Here is a 22,342-nt window from a genome sequence, read left to right as displayed (position 1 = left end):
AAGTTCAGAATAATTCTTATAGTCAAAGGATTTAATATAATTATGAAGATAACTTTCGGAATTCTGGCCCATGTGGATGCCGGAAAAACCACTTTTTCGGAGCAGATATTATACAGAGAAGGAGTGATCAGGGCTCTTGGCCGCGTAGATACTAAAAACGCATGTATGGATCATGATGACATTGAGAGGGCAAGGGGAATAACCATATTTTCAGATATGGCCGGTTTTACCCATGGCGATGATACCTATTATCTGATTGATACGCCCGGTCATACGGATTTTTCGGCCGAGATGGAACGAGTTTTGGAGATAATGGACTATGCAGTCCTGATGATTAACGGATCGGATGGTATTCAGGGCCATACAGAGGCCATCTGGAGCCTTTTGGAGCGTTATAATATTCCTGTTTTTCTATTTATCAATAAACTTGATGTGATTTCAGCATCTTATGAAAGGGCCTTGTCTGAGGTTCGTGAACATTTTTCCTGCAATATCATGGATTTTCAAGATATAAGCCTTCGGAAAGGATGTGAAGGTGCATTGCCAGACGATTTCATTGAGAATGTATCTGAATGGGATGAATCATTACTGGATGAATGGTTGAATGGAACTATTACTTTTGAAGACCTAAGACCTGCTGTGGTTTCTCAGATTAAAAACCGGCGGTTATTCCCTTGCTTTGGAGGCTGTGCTTTGAATGGTGAGGGAATACAGGCATTTCTTGAAACCTTTTATTGTTTCACAGAAGCTTCCTATCCGGTATCAGCTCCTTTTAGCGGGAGAGTGTTTAAGATTCGTTATGACGGACATGGGGAGCGAATGACGTATTTGAAGATATTAAGCGGCTTTCTCAACGTTCGGGATTCCTTATCAACAGATGAGAAGGTACATCAGATAAGGGTTTTTCTAGGGGAACGTTTTACTGCCCTTCAGAAGGCTTCTGCAGGAGATGTGGTAGCCGTCACCGGGCTTCGTACCACCAGAGCAGGCCAGGGACTTGGGGAATGCTGTGATGCGGCGGTTCCAGTACTTCAACCGACCCTTCAGGCAAAGGTTCTGTACCCGCCAGAGGTTCCTGACCGGGCAATCTTACAGATGTTTTACATTCTGGAAGAGGAAGAACCTGCGTTAAGCGTGGTGTGGGAAGAATCGTTGCGGCAGTTAAAAGTGAATATCATGGGGAAAATCCAGCTTGAGGTTTTGGAACAGGTTATTTTAGACAGATTTCAGATAAAGGTAGCGTTTGGACAGCCTGAGATCATATATACGGAGACAATAGCTGAACCGGTTACAGGATATGGACATTTTGAGCCGCTCCGCCATTATGCGGAAGTAGCATTGAGGATAGAACCCAATGAGAGAGGGAAGGGGATTTTATTTGAGAGTCAATGTCATGTGGACAGGCTTGGAATCAATTATCAGAATCTGGTACGTACCCATGTGTTTGAAACCATTCATAAAGGAGTTTTAACCGGATCTGAGCTAACGGATGTTAAGATTGTACTGGTTGATGGAATTTCTCATATCAAGCATACTGAGGGCGGTGATTTCCGGGAGGCAGTATACCGGGCCATCCGTCAGGGTCTTATGAAGGCAAGAAGCGTCCTTCTGGAGCCTTATTACAGCTATACGATATCAATTCCTGATCACTTAACAGGCAGGGTATTAAATGACATTACAAGATATTCCGGTCGATTTGAGGCACCGGTTCCGGACGGAAGCGGGAGAACCGTAATAAGAGGTCTGGGGCCCGTTGCTTCTTTTATGAACTACGGAGAAGAGCTGATGATAAAGACCGGAGGCAAGGGAAGTATATCCATGGTATTTTCTCATTATGATCTATGTCATAATCAAGATGAAGTTCTTAACCATTATCAATATAATCCAAATGAAGATACTGATAATCCTTCCTGCTCCGTATTCTGCCAAAAGGGGACTTCATTTGTAGTTAATTGGGATCATGCGGAAGAATATATGCACACACTTAGATAATTGTTAATTATTATTATTAATCTTAGCTTCAGTTAAAGTATAATTGATAAAGATTCTGAAGCCTGGAATCCTTTATTATAGGAGTTAAAGGGATTTTATAGGTAATAAATAAGCGGCAAAAAGTAAAGCGGCAATGGGGCTGGAGCTTGTTTGCCGCTTATATATTCTTACAGCAATAAGTTCTCTTAATTCCCATTTATCTTTGCCGGCATTTCCTGTACGGAAAGAATCCAGTCAGAAATATCATTTATAACCTGCGCATCAATATGCTGTGCAACCTTATATTCTTTTTTCGCCTTTCGTATCTTTCCATAAATAGAAGGCATAAACAAATGATTTAGATTAGGATACAGTTTGAAAGTCACATTTTGTTTTTCTTTTAATAATTCTTTGTATTGATTAAAGTCCTTTTCTATGGAAACATGAAAATCTTTATCTCCTTGCAGAATTAGCATCGGCTTATTTAATGGCCCAAGATAGCTGATCAATGGATGCTCACCCATTTCCTTTAAGTAGTAGGCCCTTCCGTATTTACCTAAAACCAACGTTGATTTTGCTTCTTCATCACTCATGTTATATATGTTATCAAATTTTGCTGATAATTTTGCTATTTGTTTTCTGGCGATCACTTTTATAAAACGATTCAGTGATTTTATAACCTCGTTATTTTGCTCTATAATGACATCTTCGAGTTTCCTTGTAGAACCTCCCATAATTATAAGACCGGCAAAATTTCCTCCTTCCGAGTCAATTCGTGGAGACAGCATTCCTCCCATACTATGACCAATTATAAATATCTTTCCAGAATCAATGCGTGAGTCTTTACGTAAGAGTTCGGAGGCGAGGATAGCATCTTCTATGGTTTCTTCCCTAACTGATAGTCCAGGATAATTTCTCATTTCTTTGCCATATATAAACGTTCTCTTATCATAGCGCAAAACTGCGATTCCATTTTTAGTTAAACCTTCCGCAAGGTCTTTGAAAGGATAATTATTACCAATTTTTTCATCCATGTTTATCGGTCCAGAACCATGTACCAGTACAACCGCAGGAAATAATCCATCGGTCTCTTTAGGAATGCTTAATATTCCATTAAGTGGATACTTTGTTACAGCACCGATAACAATTTTCTCCTCAAGCATTGTATGCCTCCTAATTATAATCTTAATTCGCTTATTATATTTGATCATTCCTTTAAATATACATTATTCAATGAAAGGATTAAATATTTTAGATGTATATATAGTTACGGTTATGTTCTGTTTGTTAAATCAGGAAATGCGTTGTATAATAAGTTTATTATTATGACAATTGTGACGGGGGAAGAGTACATATGGTCAAATTAGAAGAAGTATATGGGGTCAGTAGAAAACCTGTGCTAAGCTATATTGAACGCCAGGAAGTCGATGGTGCATTTGAGAACGCATTAAGATCGGATAAACAAATAATAGTTTATGGTGCATCAAAACAAGGCAAAACTGCTTTGGTTAGTAAATATTTGCCATATAATGATTGCTTAGCTGTCAGCTGCAGTCCCAAAAGTCAAGTTTCAGATATTTATAAATCGATTCTTAGAAAGCTTGGTATTGAAATTTTAACTGATAAGCAGAAGAGTAAGAGTGGAGATGTTGAAATTGGAGCCGTAGCAAAAATTAAATCTAAATTACCATTTTTAGCCGCTGCGGAGGTCGAAGGATCTTTAAAAGCTAATGCATCAGCAGAACAGCAGCTTACTTATCGATCAATAGAGTTTAACTTAGAACTGCCGCAAGACATTTTTGATTTGTATAAACAGGCTAATTCCGATAAATTTGTCATACTTGAAAATTTCCATTATCTATCTAGTGATGTTCAAAAGCAATTGGCATTTGATTTGCGAACTTTTCAAGAGTTAGGATTGAGATTTATAATTTTAGGTGTATGGAAAGAGAAAAACAGGCTTATTCAATTTAATGGTGATTTACAAGATAGGATTGCAGAAATACCGGTTGAGCCATGGGATGACACTGAATTTATAAGCGTTGCTAAAAAGGGGGCGGAAGAGCTTAATATTGAGATTTCAAATGAAATATTGCTAAGGCTTTGTGATGAATCCATGGGAAGCATTGGAGTTGTTCAGGAGCTATTAAAATTATTATGTTTGGAAAATGGTATATTACAAAGACAGGGGATTAGAAAACATATTGTTGACCAGATAACTCTTGATCACGCTATCACAGTGAAATGTGATGATTATGCCTCAAGACATGTTCGTGCACTGGAAGATATTGCAAAGGGGCAGAGAGATATTAAAGATAAGGAGAAAAAGCCTCTTTTCTTGCCATACTACTTTGTTATTGCAATATTAAGTATGGATTTTTCAACTATTTTAATGGGTGTGCCACGTAAAAAGATAGAAGAAATAATTAAAAGCCATCATCACAGAAGTGCCGATATAAGGCCAAGCGATATTGGGTATCTATTGAGTAGTTTAGCAAAATTGCAAACAGCAAAGAAAATACAACCACCATTATTTGATTATGATATTTCACAACGCACTATTAATATAACTGATTCGACCTTTTATTTCTTTTTAAAACATTGTAATAAAGAAGAAATAATTGATAACATTGAAAATCCATTAGATTAGGTATTTAGGTTATTTATAAATATTAAGAGAACAATTAACTGTGTAAAGTAATAGACATACAACAGCTGCCAAAGTTTGGAAATAATGAAATATAAAGCTATGCATATTTTAAGCTAAGTGATGTTAAAACAAGGAGAAAAAATGAACGGACAAAATAGAATTAATGTTAAAATTGGTGCAACAGTAAAAATTGTATTGAAATCTGACCAAAGAACCGGAAAACTAACAGAGGGAATCGTTGGAAAAATACTAACAAACAGTAGCTTTCACCCTCATGGTATCAAAGTAATGTTAACAGATGGACAAGTGGGGAGGGTCCAGGAAGTATTATGATTTAAGGCACATTATGTTTATTGTTTTGTTAATGTAAAAAACAGAAGACAAAGATAAATAGGAATACATCCGCCAGGCTATTTGAAAACGCCGCTTTTCAGCGGCGCGGTTTTTCTGAATAAAACAACCATTTCTGGTTTTTTACTTATAATGGTTAAAAGCACGTTTTTGATTTTTTTACTTATTAAATTTATTTAAAAAATAAGTAAAAAAAAATAGAATTTATTAATTTCCTGAAATTTTATTGTAAATACGTAGTCTGCAGGGTTTATCCACTTTGCTAAAAATGGACTTTATTTATAAATGGATAAAATAATTCATACAGAATAAGGTTCAAAAATTGATCCTAATGAAGGAGGAGTGAGGGTCGATAGTTTCTCGAACTGCACTTTTATATTCTTTTAATCTTTTCATCAGGAAAAATTTCTGTTATACAAATCCAAAACTTGACAATTGTCAGATTTATACTATACTATTAATTATATGTTATTTAAAACTCTATGTGATTTTTAAAATAATAAATAAAATAAGTTCGTATTAAAGAAATAAATTCAAATTTAATTCTAGGATAACTTATTTGAAATACATTTTCTTTGAGAAGTATATTTTCTTTTGACAATTTATATTTTATTATGTTAAATCACATTGAAATTTAGGTAACAGGTTTTCATCATTGAATCATAAGATTTTAGATGATTGCCATAATATAATTATAAATCAAGGAGGCTTATAACTATGGAAAATACTGGAGTTATGAACGTTGAGTTAAGAAAAAGTACCAGAAAGGGTGACAATAATCAGTTAAAAAGAGAAGGATATTTACTGGGAAACATAGCTGGTAAAGGTGTTGATTCAATCTCAATAGCTGTTAAGAAAGATGTATTTAGAAGATCAATGAAAGAGTTTGGCCGGAATGGCATTTTTAAACTGGTTGTTCCTGATGGCCAGAGTTATACCGTAATGGCAAAAGAAATACACATTGAACCTGTTAAGAACGAAATCTCTCATTTGGATTTTCAAATGGTATCTTTTTCGGAAAAAATCAAACAAGAAGTGGCTATAAAAATTACCGGAGCAGAACTTCTTGAGTCAAAAAGATTGTTGATTAACAGTACCATAGATTCAATTTTACTGGAGGGCTTACCTCAGAATATTCCCGATGAAATAGTAATTGATGTTTCTAATATAGAGGCTGGTGAAAGTATTCAATTTAGTGATATTAAACTTCCGGAAGGACTTACCTCAACTATTGATCCGGAACAAAAAATGATAACAGTTGTTGGCTCTAAGATACGTGAAGCAGTTGAAGGTGAAGAAGAGTCCGAAAGCTAAGAGGAATAACGGCATTCACTTTTCGTATGAAAATATTATAAGAGCCTGATGATAAAGGTGAAAAAAGAAAGCTCTAATTTAGGTATTAGATGCTTTCTTTTTTTATAACAAAAAAATTAAAAAGATAGATAGCAACTTTACATTATATTTATATCAGGTCCTTACGTGCATGTGTCATGTCCTCTTACATAAGACACATGCTCGCAGACTATTCGCCAAAGCTTTCAAAGTTCCCCAAAAGACAAAAAGGAATCCGCCAGGGATACAGTTGCTTATGATATATGAATAATTTCGCATCAGATAATTTTACACCTTTTTAAAGATTCTATTTTCCGGTTTTGCGTTTTCATCTTGGAGGGGGCATAACATTAAATGAGATGGACTTGGTGGGGAATGGGAATATAGAAGAGGAGAGCTTATTTCTCTTTGTAAAACTTTTATACAATTATGCAATATGCTTTTACATGATAATTATAATAATGGTGAAGCAATTTATCAGTCAATGAATACTAAATTTATTTTCTTATCTTATTATTGAAAACAAAGATTCTATAAAGGAAAAGTCTATTGCTGAAGCAAAGGATTTATTTTATGGGGTAGACGAAATGATTATAGTCCAAGAGTTTGATGAAATTATGGAACAGTTATCCTTAGTGATGTAAAGCAGATTGCAGAGGAGATTCAAAAGGGTGTTGAGCAGGGTTAAGATTTGGTGCTTACCCTAGCTAAAAATTGATAGAAGATAGAAGATTTATGACAATGACACTAAGAAGCTTATACTCTAATAGCAAGTATTTTAAATGAAATGTTAACGCCGCTTTTCAGCGGCGCGGTTTTTTGAACAAAACAACCTTTTTTAGTTTTTTACTTATAACGGTTAAAAAACCATTTTTGAACAAAACTCCTTAAAATTTTTTTTTACTTATTTACTTTTTTATGTTTAATTGGTTTCCCGCAATTTCACCTTATTTCTGGCGCTGCGCCGGCGTTCATCCTCTAAAGCAGCATAGTGTTTTTTCGTGGTATTAACATCCGAATGTCCTAAAACATCTGCAACCAGATAGATGTCCCCGGTTTCTTTATACAGGCTTGTTCCATAAGTACTTCGCAGTTTATGGGGTGTAATTTTTTTCAGCGGTGCCACGAGTTTAGAATATTTCTTTACCAGATTTTCAACGCTGCGGACTCCAATCCGTTTCTTTTGAAGAGATAGGAAGAGAGCCTTTTCATGGCCTTCCTCTGGAATGACTAAACTGCGTTCCTCCAGATAATCAAGAAGGGCATCCTCCACTTCGGTACCAAAGTACACTGTAACTTCCTTTCCGCCCTTTCTATGAATTCGGATTCCGCCATTTTTTAAGTCAATATCATCTATATCCAGTCCAACACATTCCGACACCCGGATCCCAGTTCCCAGCATGAGAGTCAGTAGGGCCAGGTCACGGATCTTGGTTTTTGCATGATAGGCTTTTTGTTTCTCTGTTAAAGCTTCCCCGCTTTCTACTTCATCAAGTAAGAGAGCCACCTCATCAATATCCAACCGGATAATATCCTTTTCATGCAACTTTGGAAGCTGCACAAGAGAAGCAGGATTTGTTTGAAGCCGCTCATTCCGGTAATAATAATTATAGAAGCTTTTCAGGGAAGAGATTTTTCGCATGATTCCCCGCTCTTTGTTGGTTACTTCCTGATTTTTATCATTAAAACGGTATTTTAAATATTCCATATATTCTTCAATGTCCACAACCCGAAGTGAATCCAGGTGGTCCAAAGTAATATCTTGAACCTGAAGTTTGCCGATAATGGGGTTTTCTTTAATTAGAAAGTCAAAAAACACCCTTAGATCATAAGCGTAAGCAATCCTGGTCCGGGAAGAAGTGCGAGGTTCAATCCCCCTGAAGAAATCTCCGCAGAAATTGGGAAGTTCTTTTACCAATTGGCGCAGGTGCTTTACGTTTTCAATATCCTTTTGTTGATTGTAGGAGAGAGAAGAACTCATAATTAGGCCTCATTTCTTTTATTATTTGGATTGTAAATGATTATGAAAGACTAGTCATTTATATTTCCCTCATTAATTAGTTTTGCTATTTAAGACTTAGTATTTATAGTCAGATTCTTAGGCAGTGGTGTTTAAAGAACTTTACGTACGTTGGTGTAAAGAGTGTAAGATTAAAGAGCATAAGATCGGGGCATATCAGAGCAACAGTAATCAAGGCTATGAGAGATAAAATTCTTTAAGTTATAAAATTAATTACATAATTGATAGTTCCATAGTTTTCCCTACTAACTATTCGTTAAACTAGACTTTCGCGAATAGTTGGATCTCTATGTACTTATCTTATCATTTCTTCCGTTCTATGTCAAATCCAATTTTCCCTGTAGTTTGGGGGTCCTCATGAAATTTAAACACTGTTGTTTGTCACTTCTGCTTTCTTTCTGTTTGCTATTTTCTTTTTCGTTTTCTTCTCTGGCGGATCTAGATACTGACAGCCAGGCTGTACATGCTACTGATAGCGACGCAGTTAGGGCGAAATCTTTCACTATTAAAGGGATTATCCAGCTTTCGCTACTATTTTATCCATTACTACTTTGGCACATAAAGAACAGGACTATTCGTTACCGTAGATATATCTACTTTAACAATAGCCCCGTCTTATAATATTTTATACTTTTTTCATGATTCTTCACTGATCTTAGAAACTGAAGCAATCAACGATAACTTATTTTTTGTCTTCAAATACTATCCAAATTGGGAATTTATAAATTTCATTCCAATCTTTATCCCTATATGAGAATCCAAAATACATAGGCTCTTTAGATAAACTTTCAAAATCGTCTGATAAAACTGGAATGTAGCTGACACGACCATTTTCAAGATCTGTCATTAAATCGCCTGCATATTCTTCTTTTGAATTATAAACAGTTGAAGTAATGGATGTTGCATTTGTATCAGTTGTTACGATATCAAAAATAAGATACTTATTATCACTATTTTTCTCTGGCTTTTGAACAACAATTGCAGGTGTGGTTTGGCCGTTAATTGTAATATCTCTTCCCTCAATAAAACCTGGCACCATTATCTGATAATTTGTATCTCCCCAGTTAACAGCCTGATCTTCAGCGGCGCTTGCAGGAATAATCAACATACCAGCAAGTAATATTGTTGTAAATATAACCCTAAAAAACCCCTTCATACATAAAACCTCCTTTTTTTAACATAATATCATAATAAATCCATATTTTCAATTAATATACAATCCTATTTTATTGAAATTTCCACGATTTGAACGCTTCCACACTCTCCGCCTCTGTTTCGTTGTAATTTAATAAGCTACCCCTGCTAAGGTTTCCACCGTCTGCCTTGCTTCCTGAAATAAACTTAACATTATCCCACTTCTCTTTATCACGTTAAATGAGAAAAGACCCTTATAGAACAAGGCGTAAATTAGAAAGATAAATTATGAATTACTGAACCTGTGTCTTTTCTAATTACCAATCAAATGCCATTTTTCAAGACCTTTAACCCCAAATGAATTGTCTTGGCTGCACATGCTGACCGTTCTCCGCAACGGATACTTTCTGCTGAATTTGGGTTCTTTAATGGATTTATAACCATCTTACAAGCTTTACATATTAAAAAATATAATCCTTAACAATGGGAACAGCACTATATTTTTCCAAAAGGTCCAATGATAAACTTGAACCGGCCCGAACCACCATGTCTACCATAGTGTATAGACTTGATTCCTGATATTCATTGATATCCACAAAAGCCACCTCATCCCTCCGAAATTGCTGATTATTTAAAATAGAATAATCATGGGTTGTAAAAATAAGCTGAACATTCTTATTACTATCCCTTTGAAAGAAATCTACTATAAATTTCATGATAGACGGTTGAAGTTTATCAGAAATGTTGTCTATGATTAAGATTCCTCCTTTTTGACATAGATTGTATATTTTAATAAATATGGATAGATATTTCAGTGTACTGTCGGAAACGTTTGTAAAGTCCATATATTGTGTCTGGTACTGCCCAGTGATCCGAGATTTGACGCGGTATCCAAGCATAGGAATACCATGTTCAATAATCAGGTCAGCCACAGGAATTCCTAGCTTTTGAAGTTGCTCGAAACAAAAATTAAGTGCATTGGGATTCTCCTGTATTTTGTAAATTCTCTCTTCTATTGCTGCATTTCCAAGAAATTGAAACGGTTCAAGGAAATCAAAACAATACACAATATGTTCAGAAAAAAAACATTGAAACGGTTCCATTATGTCCGTAATTTCCGGAATGTCCAAACATGATAGAACAGAACAAAATAATTGCTTATCATTAGGACGGAAAGCTGTTCGTTTATGCAAAAATTTTTCAAACCTGCATCCGACGGAGAGCACTCCGGCGGTCCTTGTATATACCACTTGATGATCCACAATCAGATGCTCTGCGAGAATATTCTGATTTTTAATAGTGAATCCGTATTCATAGACACGCTGGTTGCTTATGAAAGAAATTTCCATTTCCGTTGGCTGCTGATTCATGTCTGTCATTTGACATGGAACAATCTTACTTCTGCAGCTTAATTCCGAAAGCGGCATGTGATGTTTTTCCGAAATATCATTCAGTAAAAAAAGCTGTCTGAAAATAAGCGATTGAAAACTGGCAAGGGCAAGGAATAAATTGGTTTTACCACTTGAGGTGGCTCCATAAACAGCCAGGGTCTTTATTAGCTTTTTTCTGTCAGTTTGGATCAAATGACTTGGGAGTTCCTCATAATTTGATGCACTCATATCAATAAAAACTTCATACAGAAAGGAACGAAAATTTCTAAAACGAAAAGACAATATCATTGCATCATTCCTCCTTTGTGCGTCCGATATTAAGTAACTAATTTATAAATTTCTCTTTGTGGATTCTCTATATTGGGATCACTACTGTTCCGAAGTCATAATGATTCCGTTTACCGCCCACTGGTAGGTATCATAAGCCTGATACAGAGAGTCATAGGCATTCTGCTTTTCACTTTCTGCCTCAAAATATGACATCTGCGCCTGCATATAACTGATTTTGCTTAGCAAGCCAATCTTAATAGAATAGTCTGACTTCTCTTTCTCCAATATAGCCTTTTCATAAGAAATACAGGCAGCCTCATATGTGCTTTTTGCCTGCAATATCGCCTGATAATAGGACTGCATTGTAATTGCAACGTTCTGTTCTCCTTCTGAATCCCTGGCTTCCTTGTCTTTCATTCCGGTTGTGGAATGATTGGAGGTTGTATGGCGTTTCGAAATGAGATTGTAATTATTTCCGATGGCTTTTGCAGTGTCCGCTTCTAAATCAATGGCAGAAACAGTAATGGGATCCAGTTCAGGAAGTCCACCGATTGCAGGAACTGCCTCTTCAGAATATCCGGTCATAAGACAAAGGGAACGCCGTAAGCTGTCAATGGTATTGTCAAGCTTCAGAAGAGAAGACTGTGCAGACAGCACTTCCTTTTGGGCCGAAAGCACAGCCGCTTCCGTAGACACTCCCTGCTTTACGCTTAGTTTCTGAACCTCTAGGGCCGCGTTACTTAATTCTGCCACCTTCTGAAGAGTAGTCCGGTTAGCAAGAGCACTGTTATAGCTGATCATGACTTGATTGGCATAATATGTATAGTTTTTTGCAGCCCGGGAAATGTTGGATTGAACCGATGAATTGGAACGGTTTAAATAGTCTAACGATCTGCCCATTTTTTCCGCTGATGTTTTCATGCCCTTTACCGTCATACTGAGAATCATATACTGATCCATTCCCTCTGCAGTGTCTGTTGCGCCTGAATCCTTTAACTCATCCGCCTTGTCCTTTAAATCCATGATATAGCGATTCATCTCTTCATGAATGTATCGTTGATTATCTAAAGAGTCATAAATAGTGTCCGTTGTATTTAGCATACCGGGATTAAAATACCGTACTAGATCCGAAAGCTCATCAAACTCGATTGTAACATCATTCAGCCTATCCCACTGTTCTTGCGTTACTCCATTGGGGACAGCGTTCTCCGGCCGACCGGGTCCGGATGCTCCGTAAGCAGGAATAACAGAAGAAGCCGCGAGTACAGCCACCATGAAGATAGACAAAAGAAATTTCTTTTTCATCCCATCAGCCTCCCGTCGAAGCCAGGCCGTTTACCGCATTATCATATGTCTGGACTGCCTGATAAAGGGTAAGCTCTGCGGACTTTACAGCAATACTCTTCACATTGTACGTATTTTTCTGTCTTTGATAATCAAAGGGGCTCAGCATAAGAAGCTGATATTTCTGTTGGGCTATATCCATGTTTTTGCTCTCCAAATTATATTCACCAACCGCCTTCTCATAGGCGGCCTTAGTCTGCAGGACTGCCTGGTAATCCTTTATAAGAACAGTGTTGATATTCTGTTCATTGCTTGAGATGGTCCTTTTTAAGGTCTCCTTCGTAATATCGGTGCTGGCGTTTTCCATCTTCCTCTTATTGATCTTTAAGGTGTAATTATTTTGAATAGCCTTTTCCTTATCTGTTTCCGGGTTTATTAAACCGGTACGTTCCATGTCAACAACCGGAATATCCATGATTTCTGGAATATCATTGTACTTCCAGCCCAGCATTACGCAAAGCTTCTGCCTTGTTTCTTCCACCGATGCACGCAGTTTATCAATCGCTCCCCTGGAATTCTGTATATTTTCCTGCGCCGTAAATACATCCACCTGGGTTGTCATACCTGCGCTCTGTTTTGCCAGTGCAGCCTGGTATTCTGCCTCTGAAAGCTCTAAATTTATCATTGAACGTTCCAGTTCATACTTCTGCTGAAAATAGGAAATCATGGAGGTCTGAGCTCCCGCAACCAGATTCGCCTCCGTCTGGTCATAGGTGAGTCTGTATATCTCCAGATCCTCTGTGCTAACATCCGCTTCCTTATCTGCTTTTGCCGCGCTCACCGCACTTTTAGCATCTGAAACTGGATCATCTCCCGATATGGCGCTCCTGGCATCACTTGCTGCATCCCGGTAATATTGAGCATACTGGTCCCTTGTTACCAGATCATCTTTTTTCTTATCATTTAAATCAAGCTGATTCTTCTGTACTGTTACGTTATATTCATGAATCAATCCAGCCAGTTCATCATACTCCATCACATTGTCCCTAAGCTTCTCCCATTCATCAGGTGTTCTTGCAAATTCCGGACTGCCGGCCCGGGCTTTCATAGCCGGGCCGGAAAAGGTGAGTACCGTCACAAGACAACATGTGCCAATCAGTTTCCAATTTCCCATCTTTTTATTCCTTTCACTTTATTCAAACCTATTCATTTTTTGGATTTTTTCTTTTTTACTCTTTTTTTACCTTTTTTGCTCATGATATTGTAATATACCGGAAGCATAAGAAGACTTAAAACTGTGGAAGCGGTCAGGCCTCCGATATTGACAATAGCAAGACCCTGCATCATTTCTCCTGAATGGCCCAATGCAAGTGCCATTGGAATCATAGACAGCACCGTTGTGAGAGTTGTCATGAGGATAGGACGCAGCCTGGTAGCTCCTGCTTCAATCATTGCTTCCTCAAGAGGCATCTCCTCTTTGTACTGATTGACCGTATCCACGTAAAGAATCCCGCTGTTTACTACCGTTCCAACCAGCATCAAAAATCCAAGCATTACAACCATGCTCAACTCGCAGCCTGCAAAGAACAATAAGCCAAAAGCACCAATGAGGCTGAATGGAATAGTAGTCATAACCATAAAGGAAAACCTTGGTGATTCAAACTGGGCAGCCATTACTACAAATACCAGAAAAATTGCCAGAATTATTGCGGTAAGAAGAGAGATGAGTTCCTCTGTCGTCGTTTCATCTATTGTGCTGGTTCCTATACTAACAAGAGGATTCATATTCGGTGCTACAACTTCACTGTTAATGATACTATTCGTATTCTTTTCTGCCGCTGAGGTATAATCTCCGGTAATCGTTACGACATATTGCTTATCTTCTCTCGTGATGCTGGCCGGGCTGTCCTGAAAGCTTAATTCCACAACATCATTTAAGGCTGTAAAGCCTCCGTTAGAAAGGGGCAGGGTCATATTCCGGATCTGATCCATTGTCCTGAATTCGCCTTCCGCATATTGAACTTTTACATCCACATCATCACCATCTACTTCTATAGATTTCGCGTTCACCCCATTAATCGCCTGATATACGCTGTGCCCGATAGAAGAAGGACTTATGCCTTTTGCTTTTGCCTTAACCGGATCCACCGTTACTTCCACAACAGGCGCAGAGTTCTCAATCGAAGAATGTATCCGGGTAACCTCCGGTCTTTCCATCAATTTTGATACAAGCTCTTCAGAGGTTCTTTTTAACTGATCATAATTTGCGCTTTTCATGATCAGCTCGTAAGAATCTCCGGAACTATTCATGCTGGCATAAGAATTTTCTCCTACTGTAATGCTGCAATCCGATACATGGCTTAACTTCTCCTTAAAAATATCCACCGCCTGATCTGTCGGTATCTTTCTGTTGTCTTTTAAATATACAAGTATGGTGGCAGAACTTCCTGCACTGACTCCGCTTCCTCCATAGCTGGTTACATAAGAATCCATTTCCCCGTAATCGGAGAAGGCAGCTTCTACTCTTTCCAACAGCTCATCTGCTTCACTTGTCTTAAGCCCCGGAACCATATCCACCGTAATGGCAATCTGCCCCTGATCATCCGCAGTGATCAGGCTGACTTTGAGCTGCCCCGCCATAAGAAAGGATACTAAAAGCAGAAGGACAGATACTGTCATGACTGTTTTCTTTTTAGGGAGAATATGACGCATGACCCTTCTGTAAATATCCTGAAGCTTTTGGACCGGCGTGGACAAAGGTGCCCGGGCTTCCTCCGGTTTATACATTAAATAACATAAAGGTACGATGGTTATTGCCGATATCAGGGAAGCTCCCATACAGAATACGATGGTAAATCCCAAGGGCTTAAACATCTGTCCTGCCATACCATTTAAGAAAGCCAGCGGGAGGAATACCACACAGGTGGTCAGGGTAGAGCCAAGAACCGAAGCTGCCACAATCTCCGTACCTTTCAACGCATCTTGAAAGTAATCAATGAATTCTTTCTTTTCCTGTGCTGACACCCGGAAACAGCTTTCCATCACGACAATAGAATTATCCACCATCATCCCCACTCCCATAGACAACGCTGCAAGGGTCAGCATATTCAGGGAATAATCCATGAACTTCATCAGAATAAGTGCCGTCAGGATCGATACCGGTATAGAGCTCCCTACAATTAAAGAAGCCTTCAAATCTCCAAAGAAGAGCCAGATAACTATCATGGAAATAATGATGCCAAGAATAACCGTTTCTGCAATGGACAACAGGGATGCCATGATATCCTCGGAGCTGTCATTGACCATATGTATATCTAACCCCGGATTCGCCGCTTCCAGTGCTTTAATTGCATTTTTTACTTCTTTTGAAAGCGCTGCTGCAGTAGAGCTTTGCTGTTTGCTTATAGAAAGAGAAACCGTATTGTTTCCATTATAGTGGGCAATACTCCCCTCTTTTTCACTTGTTGTATAAATAGATGCAATATCCCCCAGATAAACAATATTATTACCGGGTGTCGTAATCGGAATATCCTGCAGAGAATCCTCTGTATCAAACTTCAGCCGTGTAGATATTGCGGCCTTTTTTCTGCCTACTTCTACTGTCCCCCCAGGCAACTTTACATCAGACGCGGAAATATCATTTGCTACGGAAGACATGGAAAGCTTATACTGCTGCATTTTTTCCGTATTCAGCTCTACCTTGATATAATCCTCACTGCCTCCTGCAATTGATACCTCGGCTACATTGGACAGTTTTTCAAATTCCGGCACGATCTCTTTTTTTATATAGTCATACTGATTTTCAGTTTCTTCCCCACTGACAACCAGAGCAATATCAGCAGTGGATCCAGTATCCAATTCCATCACAACCGGTATGTTGGAATCCTCCGGTAAATTTGCGGAAATTCCGTCAATTTTCTTTTTCAGATCATCGTAGGCCTTATCCAGATCTGTTCCATATTCATACTGTAAAATGACTGTGGAGCGATTTTCTGAGGATTTTGAAGTCACCTTTTTAATTCCGCTAAGGGAACCAACAGCACTCTCAATTTCTTTACCGATTAAGTCATCCACATCCTTTGGCTGTGCTCCGGGATACGTCGTCACAACCATAAGCATGGGCATGCTCATCTCCGGAGTCAGCTCCTGTCTGGAATTTTTAACAGAAGAAATACCAAATACAATAAGGCACATAAGACACATGATGATGGTAACAGGCCGTTTTAAAACGATTCTGGTTAAATTATTCATGCCTTAGATTCTCCTTTTATTTCTTCTCCCGTGCTCATTTCCAAGACTTCTGCCCCTTCATAAAGTTCCGGGCTCCAGGTAATAATGACTGCCATATCCTTCTGAATTCCTTCTTTCACCTCCAACCGGCTTAAATCATAAATACCGGCTTCAATAAAAATTTTATGTACAGTTCCATTATCATAAGTAAAAACATATGGTTTGCTGTTCTCGTAGTAAACGGAATCCACGGGAACTGTGATCACCTGATCCGCCCGTTCGGAACATATCGATAGCTTGACACTCGTCCCGGTAGATAAATCGTTTGCACCGTTCAGCTGTATCTTAATCTTATAGAGTCCGGTCTTTTCATCTACCATCCCACTTATTTCTGAAATGGTTCCCTCCAGATTTTCTCCGCCTTCTTCAACCTCTGCCGTATCTCCAAGCTTTACCTGACGTTTTAATTTCTCTGTCAGGCTTGAAGAAATAATTTTATTTTCCCCCCCGGAAATAACAAAGATCTGGTCACTCACTGACACCTTATCAAACTCCTCTATGCTGCTGCTCTCAATTTTGCCGCTGATCGGAGACCTGACATTGCTATAGGAAACCTGATTTTCATATTCTTCCTTCGCCTGTCTAAAAGCAATCTCTGACTTTTTTGCCGAATTTGCATACCCCTGATATTCCTGCTCTGAGATAGCTCCGCTCTGATAAAGTACAGCCATACGTCCTAAAGTATCATGAGCTTCTTTATAAGTGACTTCAGCATTATCCATGGTATTCTTTGAGTTCTGTACTTTATTTGTGTCAATCACACAGAGAAGCTGTCCCTGATTTACCGTATCACCAGCTTTTACGGAAACTTGTGTAACGGTTCCCGCAGCTTCCGGAAAAATCCTGACTACCGTCTCTGGTTCCACGGTACCAATCAAGCTGGTATACAATTCAATTGTACCAACCACAGGATATTCGGTTTCCACAACCGGCAGCACATCTGTCTTTTCTGTAACCTTTTTTTCATTAACCCGAATTATGACCACCACAATCAGTATAACTGCGATTACTCCAAGTAATAAAACTTTCTTTTTCATTTTCTGCTCCTTATAAAAATCATTTTTATATGATACTGCTTCATCAGCAGGGAAACCGCGTCCATTTACACAACCTTTTTCAGCATTGCAGTCCATTGATCGGCTCATCCAGCACTAACAGCTCCGGCTCTCCTAGCATGGCAACTGCCAGCCCCAGCCGCTGTCTCATACCCAAAGAGAGGTTTTTTGCTTTTTTCTTCATTGTTGAGTTGCCGATTTCCCGCTCCATTTCTGCCAATGAAGCCATAAATGGCTCCCTGGGGCACTGTGATATTCAGATGATTCACAACATTTTTATTCCCGTATTGCTTGCATAAATCAATAGTCTTGATTGCGTTCATTCTACATTTCCTCCCGTATTTTTAACTCTGTAAATAAAATACCATACAATTATTTCTATATTGGTTCAGTTTTGTTTGAGAATTATTAATTACCTTTTCTGTATAAAAAAGACCGGCATATGATTTCCACACATACCAGTCCTTATAAAATTCCAAAAATAAAGAGATAAACGATAATCAGACAGGATTCCGTTTATCCCTACTTACTGCAGCTTATTTATCTTCCACCCTGAGCATACAACATACCGGCAATGGCACCACCATCACACAAAATATCGGTACCGGTCAGATAACTTGCGGCTTTGCTGACCAGGAAATTAAGAAGTACCGCGATCTCCTCTGGATCTCCAACCCGGCCCAGGCTTCCCTGTTTTGCAATTCCGGCTGCTTCCTCTCCTTCCAGATCCCCCATCGGAGTAGCAAAGGTTCCAGGGGATACAGATAATACCCGAATTCCTTTCTTACCACATAAGTAAGAACTGCGTTTTGCATACCAGACAATAAAATTCTTCGATATTGCATAGGCAAAGTTAGCGGCCATGTTTTCAGGAACTTGCTTAAGTCTTGCCAGAATCGTTTCTTCAAACGCCTGGGCATCCGTTAAGCTTAAATTATAATCAGCAACCGGCAAATGCTCCTCCGGCATCATATAGGCTGACATGGATGATATATCAATAATGCATCCGCCCGGATCCATCACTTTAGCAAGTTCTTCATTGATATAAATGCAGCTCATAGCATTGACACGGAATAACATCTCTGCTCCGGCCATATGCGGGGACATTCCGGCAGCATGGACAACGCTCTTCACCGTTCCGCAGCTGGCAGCATACTTCGCCAGTTTTCTGACCGACTCCCGATTGCTCGCATCACAAGGGAAGCTTTCTGCCGAAATTCCCAGTCCTTTTAATTCCTCAATCGCTGCCTCCAGTTTACTCACGGTTCTTCCGACCACGATTACATGATTGGTAGTTCCAATATATTTTGCAGCTGCAAGGCCAATCCCACTTCCTCCGCCTGTAATTACGCTAATATGTTTCACTGTCTGTTCTCCTCTCAAATTTTTCCCAGTGACTGCAGCCAACGAACTTCATCGGTAATGGTTTCAACAAATGGTCTGGTTTTATAACCCAATACGTTAATTGCTTTCTGACTGCTGAAGTTATTGTTTCTTGTTAAGTTGTACATACTGAATTCCATGGCTGCCATGGCTTTTTCTTTTTCTGGCCCATCTGGTAACTGCTTTTCTGTTGCCGCCCGCATTGCTTCCACGGACAGGATAGTTTCCACCATCGGGGCACCGCTGGTCTGGCTGATCAGCTCAAACATCTGTTTCATGGTTACTGTTTCATTCCCCATGATATAGCCTTCACCGGCACGCCCATTTTTCGCACAGGAGATCACACCGTCAGCTAGGTCTCTGACATCTACAGAGTTAAAGGAACCTTCAATCCCGACTTTCATCTCTCCACGGCAATACTTCATAATGACACTGGCTACCGGGCCAAACGCATAGTCATCCGGACCGCAGATACCAGTCGGGTACACGACGGATGCATTGAGACCGGTATTTCTCACTGCATCCAATACATACTGGGTTGCCAGTGCTTTTGTTTTGCTGTAATATCCCATCACTCCATCCGGATCAAAATCTTCACTTGTCTTAGGCTCACAGATCAGTGTTCCGGCCGGTAACTCCGGGATGCCTCCGGTCGAGCTGATGTATACCAGTTTTTTCACTTTATGATGGACACACAGGTCAACAATATTTCTGGTTCCCTCTACGTTTACCTTATAAACAAGTTCACTGGGCTCCGGAGAGATGGCAACTACACTGGCCACATGAATCACAATCACTTCTTTTCCTTCCGGGACTTCAAAAAATCGTTCACAGGAATCAAAATCTGTCAAATCACCTTCTACAATATCTACTCCTTGAGGAATGTTCTCAGCGGCCGGGTCTCCCTTCAAGACCAATGCTCTGACACTCTTCCCCTGCTCGATTAGTAAGCGTGAAATGTTGTTTCCTAAAAATCCGGCTGCTCCGGTTACTAAATAAATGGTATTGTTCATGATATCATTTCCTTCCTTTTGCTTGTTATAGTTTTATTATTTGTTTGATTGTTTGCTTATTCCATACTGTAAATGCTCAAAACCAATTATGTCTCCTTCCTGTTTTCTATGTTCCTATCATAGCGAAGCAATGTTTAGGAAAGATTTATGAATTATTTCACTATTGTTAAAGAGCAGCCAGTCATTATTTTTATTCTTCAAAATCTGTCATCCGGTAACCAGACGGTTGTAATCGCAATTCCGGCAATCATAATGATCGCTGATATTGCCAATGCAATTTTCTTCATTCAATGTTCTCCTTTGTCTGCATTTATAAAGGATTCTTACTCTTCCTCAGAATCCACTTCTTCAAGAAATGCATCAACAAACTTCTCTTCAATTTTCTTATATCCACCAACAACACTATCTTCAATCTTCTTGTAGACTCCGACCGCTTTCTTTGCAGTCGCACCGGTTTTCAGAGAATAGCCCTGCTCACTGTTTACATCTTTCTCCAGGAAGGCATCACAGAACTTCTCTTCCACATCCTTGTATGCATCAACTACTTTGTGTCCCACTTTTCCTACTTTTAACCGATAGTTTTTACTCATATTTCAATCTCCTGTTCATGTTTTATTTGTCACAAGATCAAGGTTTTGCAGCTGCTCCTGTCTGTTAAAGCAATCTTATCATTCCAATGTTGCTAAATTGCTTGTAATTCATTTAAGTATTGTTAATTCGATTCATACGATCCACTTAAGAAAAAAATCCTGCCGGAGCTGTCCGGCAGGATTTTGATGTAAAAACAGTATGCAATTATTTAATACCGATGCAAAGAGGGATTAAACATAAGAGCATCAAAATTCCGACCAGGCCAACCACGATACCGACCATGATGTTACTCCATACCATTACTAAACACATTCCGACTCCAAGAGTCAGTGAACTGAGAATGCCCAGTAAAATAATACCAATAAGCTTCCCGCTGATTTTGATTGTGGCTTTGTTTTCCATTTTCCGCCATGTGCCTACTGTACACAGAGCCAGGACAAGGCCGATACAGCCAATGACACATCCTGGTTTAAATGCATTCCATTCCGGCAGCAAAGCCATACACATTCCAATTCCTAAAAACATACTGCTGATGATTCCTAGCACCAATGCGATAAAACTACTTTTTTTCATACTGAACCTCCTGATTTTTCATTTTTATTTGTTTCAGTTGTTATGTCCTTATTATAAAGTTCCTTTATTTAAGATTTGCTTCTGTTTTGTTTGAATTTTGTTAATTGAATTTCTATACTACATTGGGTATCACTTGCCGAAGCCCACAAAAACGTTCCAGCTCTACCGACAGATGATTGGGCAGATACAGATTCGCTGACTTCCTAAGAGCCATCGCCCCGGAGACAATCAGCAGCTCCGCCACAAACTGGGAACAAAAGTAGTAATTGTTTCTCTGAAATGGCAGATGCAGCATTGCAAACAGGACACCGGCTTTTGTATATCGATACGCTTCCCGGTTCTCTTCAAACTGCTGTATCGTTTCCTTTAAAATCTGATAGGACTCATCCGTAATTTCAATCTGATAGCAGATGCTTTTATCCACGCCCCGGCGGCGGTGCTTTTCAATGGTCTCCACACAAAAACCTTTGAAGTTAAAGCTGTAATATCGGTCCGCCTCCTCTTCTTCCAACCCCAGTGAAATATGGGTATATCCACGGCCGGTAACATAATACACCAGGCTGGAAAGCGGGTCCAAATATTTTGTCAGCAAAATTGATACCTTCTTCATATTTCATTCCTCCATTTTTCATCAAACGCTGCTTTTCAAATACCTGTAGTTTAAAACTGCGTTTCTTTTCTTCATCTTATATCAGCATTATAATCCGGTATTGTTTGAGAAACGCTTGAGAACCCATGATGATATCTCCTTTCATTTTTTCTGTTGTCCTCATCCAACTTTTTCTGATTTCTTATTACGACTCCAATGACTGCCGCCGCTCCGGCCACTGCAATTGCTGCTATTGCCTTTTTCTTCATTACTAATCCTCCTTTGCACTCTCTTCATATTTACAGGTGAGACATTTTTTTGTTCCCTGTCTGATGTCCTAATTATGCAATACCAATATTGCTGTTTTGTCTGAATTTTGTTTTAGAAATGTTAATTTAATTTTGCCGCATAAAAAAAGAGCCCCGGGATCATTCCCAAAACTCTG

At 39.0% G+C, this 22,342-nt stretch carries 18 protein-coding genes and 1 pseudogene; 4 read left to right on the top strand and 15 right to left on the bottom strand.

The annotated features are described in order from the left end of the window. Positions 1–42: 42 nt before the first annotated feature. Positions 43–1,992: a GTP-binding protein gene (locus AC27IJ_RS17070; RefSeq protein ID WP_487149893.1), complete on the top strand. Its 1,950-nt coding sequence runs from the start codon at positions 43–45 to the stop codon at positions 1,990–1,992. A gap of 185 nt (positions 1,993–2,177) precedes the next feature. Here AC27IJ_RS17070 and AC27IJ_RS17065 read toward each other — a convergent pair whose 3' ends face one another. Continuing rightward, positions 2,178–3,134 (bottom strand): alpha/beta hydrolase family protein, encoded by a 957-nt coding sequence (locus AC27IJ_RS17065; protein WP_487149891.1) that lies wholly within the window; start codon positions 3,132–3,134, stop codon positions 2,178–2,180. Between the two features lie 191 nt (positions 3,135–3,325). Here AC27IJ_RS17065 and AC27IJ_RS17060 point away from each other — a divergent pair, with 191 nt between their 5' ends. The 3 genes from AC27IJ_RS17060 to AC27IJ_RS17050 all read left to right on the top strand — a co-directional run bounded on the left by AC27IJ_RS17060 (position 3,326) and on the right by AC27IJ_RS17050 (position 6,286). After that, a complete protein-coding gene (locus AC27IJ_RS17060) occupies positions 3,326–4,621 on the top strand; it encodes a hypothetical protein (RefSeq protein ID WP_487149889.1) in 1,296 nt (431 codons plus the stop codon). 141 nt (positions 4,622–4,762) lie between these two features. Then, positions 4,763–4,954, top strand: a complete 192-nt coding sequence (locus AC27IJ_RS17055) for a YwbE family protein (protein WP_313152911.1) — start codon at positions 4,763–4,765, stop codon at positions 4,952–4,954. A 735-nt stretch (positions 4,955–5,689) separates the two neighbouring features. Continuing rightward, the gene (locus tag AC27IJ_RS17050; protein WP_312443400.1) at positions 5,690–6,286 is read left to right on the top strand and encodes a 50S ribosomal protein L25; all 597 of its coding nucleotides are present in this window, start codon (positions 5,690–5,692) and stop codon (positions 6,284–6,286) included. A gap of 940 nt (positions 6,287–7,226) precedes the next feature. Here the strand turns inward: AC27IJ_RS17050 and AC27IJ_RS17045 are convergent. The 14 genes and pseudogenes from AC27IJ_RS17045 to AC27IJ_RS16980 form a co-directional block, all read right to left on the bottom strand. Further along, complete coding sequence (locus AC27IJ_RS17045) at positions 7,227–8,285, bottom strand: tyrosine-type recombinase/integrase (RefSeq protein WP_487149886.1); 1,059 nt, start codon at positions 8,283–8,285, stop codon at positions 7,227–7,229. Between the two features lie 721 nt (positions 8,286–9,006). After that, entirely contained in the window at positions 9,007–9,480 is a 474-nt protein-coding gene (locus AC27IJ_RS17040; protein WP_312443403.1) for a hypothetical protein, read from the bottom strand. A gap of 439 nt (positions 9,481–9,919) precedes the next feature. Continuing rightward, complete coding sequence (locus AC27IJ_RS17035; RefSeq protein WP_487149884.1) at positions 9,920–11,137, bottom strand: AAA family ATPase; 1,218 nt, start codon at positions 11,135–11,137, stop codon at positions 9,920–9,922. Between the two features lie 81 nt (positions 11,138–11,218). Beyond that, positions 11,219–12,424: a TolC family protein gene (locus AC27IJ_RS17030; protein WP_312443409.1), complete on the bottom strand. Its 1,206-nt coding sequence runs from the start codon at positions 12,422–12,424 to the stop codon at positions 11,219–11,221. A 4-nt stretch (positions 12,425–12,428) separates the two neighbouring features. After that, on the bottom strand, positions 12,429–13,577 hold the full coding sequence (locus tag AC27IJ_RS17025; RefSeq protein ID WP_312501698.1) for a TolC family protein: 1,149 nt from the start codon (positions 13,575–13,577) through the stop codon (positions 12,429–12,431). Positions 13,578–13,609: 32 nt separating this feature from the next. Next, the gene (locus AC27IJ_RS17020) at positions 13,610–16,654 is read right to left on the bottom strand and encodes an efflux RND transporter permease subunit (protein WP_487149881.1); all 3,045 of its coding nucleotides are present in this window, start codon (positions 16,652–16,654) and stop codon (positions 13,610–13,612) included. Then, positions 16,651–17,730, bottom strand: coding sequence for an efflux RND transporter periplasmic adaptor subunit (locus tag AC27IJ_RS17015; RefSeq protein ID WP_312443412.1), 1,080 nt, complete (start codon positions 17,728–17,730; stop codon positions 16,651–16,653). Before AC27IJ_RS17015 ends, AC27IJ_RS17020 begins: the two co-directional genes overlap by 4 nt. Before the next feature lie 88 nt (positions 17,731–17,818). After that, positions 17,819–17,935 (bottom strand): annotated as a pseudogene (locus AC27IJ_RS17010) (ATP-binding cassette domain-containing protein); the annotation flags it as partial. A gap of 353 nt (positions 17,936–18,288) precedes the next feature. After that, a complete protein-coding gene (locus AC27IJ_RS17005; protein ID WP_487149878.1) occupies positions 18,289–19,113 on the bottom strand; it encodes an SDR family oxidoreductase in 825 nt (274 codons plus the stop codon). A 14-nt stretch (positions 19,114–19,127) separates the two neighbouring features. Then, entirely contained in the window at positions 19,128–20,144 is a 1,017-nt protein-coding gene (locus tag AC27IJ_RS17000; protein ID WP_312443414.1) for an NAD-dependent epimerase/dehydratase family protein, read from the bottom strand. A gap of 323 nt (positions 20,145–20,467) precedes the next feature. Next, entirely contained in the window at positions 20,468–20,734 is a 267-nt protein-coding gene (locus AC27IJ_RS16995; RefSeq protein ID WP_487149876.1) for a hypothetical protein, read from the bottom strand. A 205-nt stretch (positions 20,735–20,939) separates the two neighbouring features. Next, entirely contained in the window at positions 20,940–21,308 is a 369-nt protein-coding gene (locus tag AC27IJ_RS16990) for a hypothetical protein (protein ID WP_312443418.1), read from the bottom strand. A 112-nt stretch (positions 21,309–21,420) separates the two neighbouring features. Continuing rightward, complete coding sequence (locus tag AC27IJ_RS16985; RefSeq protein WP_312443420.1) at positions 21,421–21,918, bottom strand: hypothetical protein; 498 nt, start codon at positions 21,916–21,918, stop codon at positions 21,421–21,423. A 71-nt stretch (positions 21,919–21,989) separates the two neighbouring features. Beyond that, positions 21,990–22,166 carry a hypothetical protein gene (locus AC27IJ_RS16980; protein WP_487149873.1) on the bottom strand — a complete coding sequence of 59 codons (177 nt, stop codon included), beginning with the start codon at positions 22,164–22,166 and terminating at the stop codon, positions 21,990–21,992. Between the last annotated feature and the right edge of the window lie 176 nt (positions 22,167–22,342).

This window comes from Lacrimispora sp. YZC11 (assembly GCF_057543815.1).
This window is presented reverse-complemented; position numbering and strand designations above follow the sequence as displayed.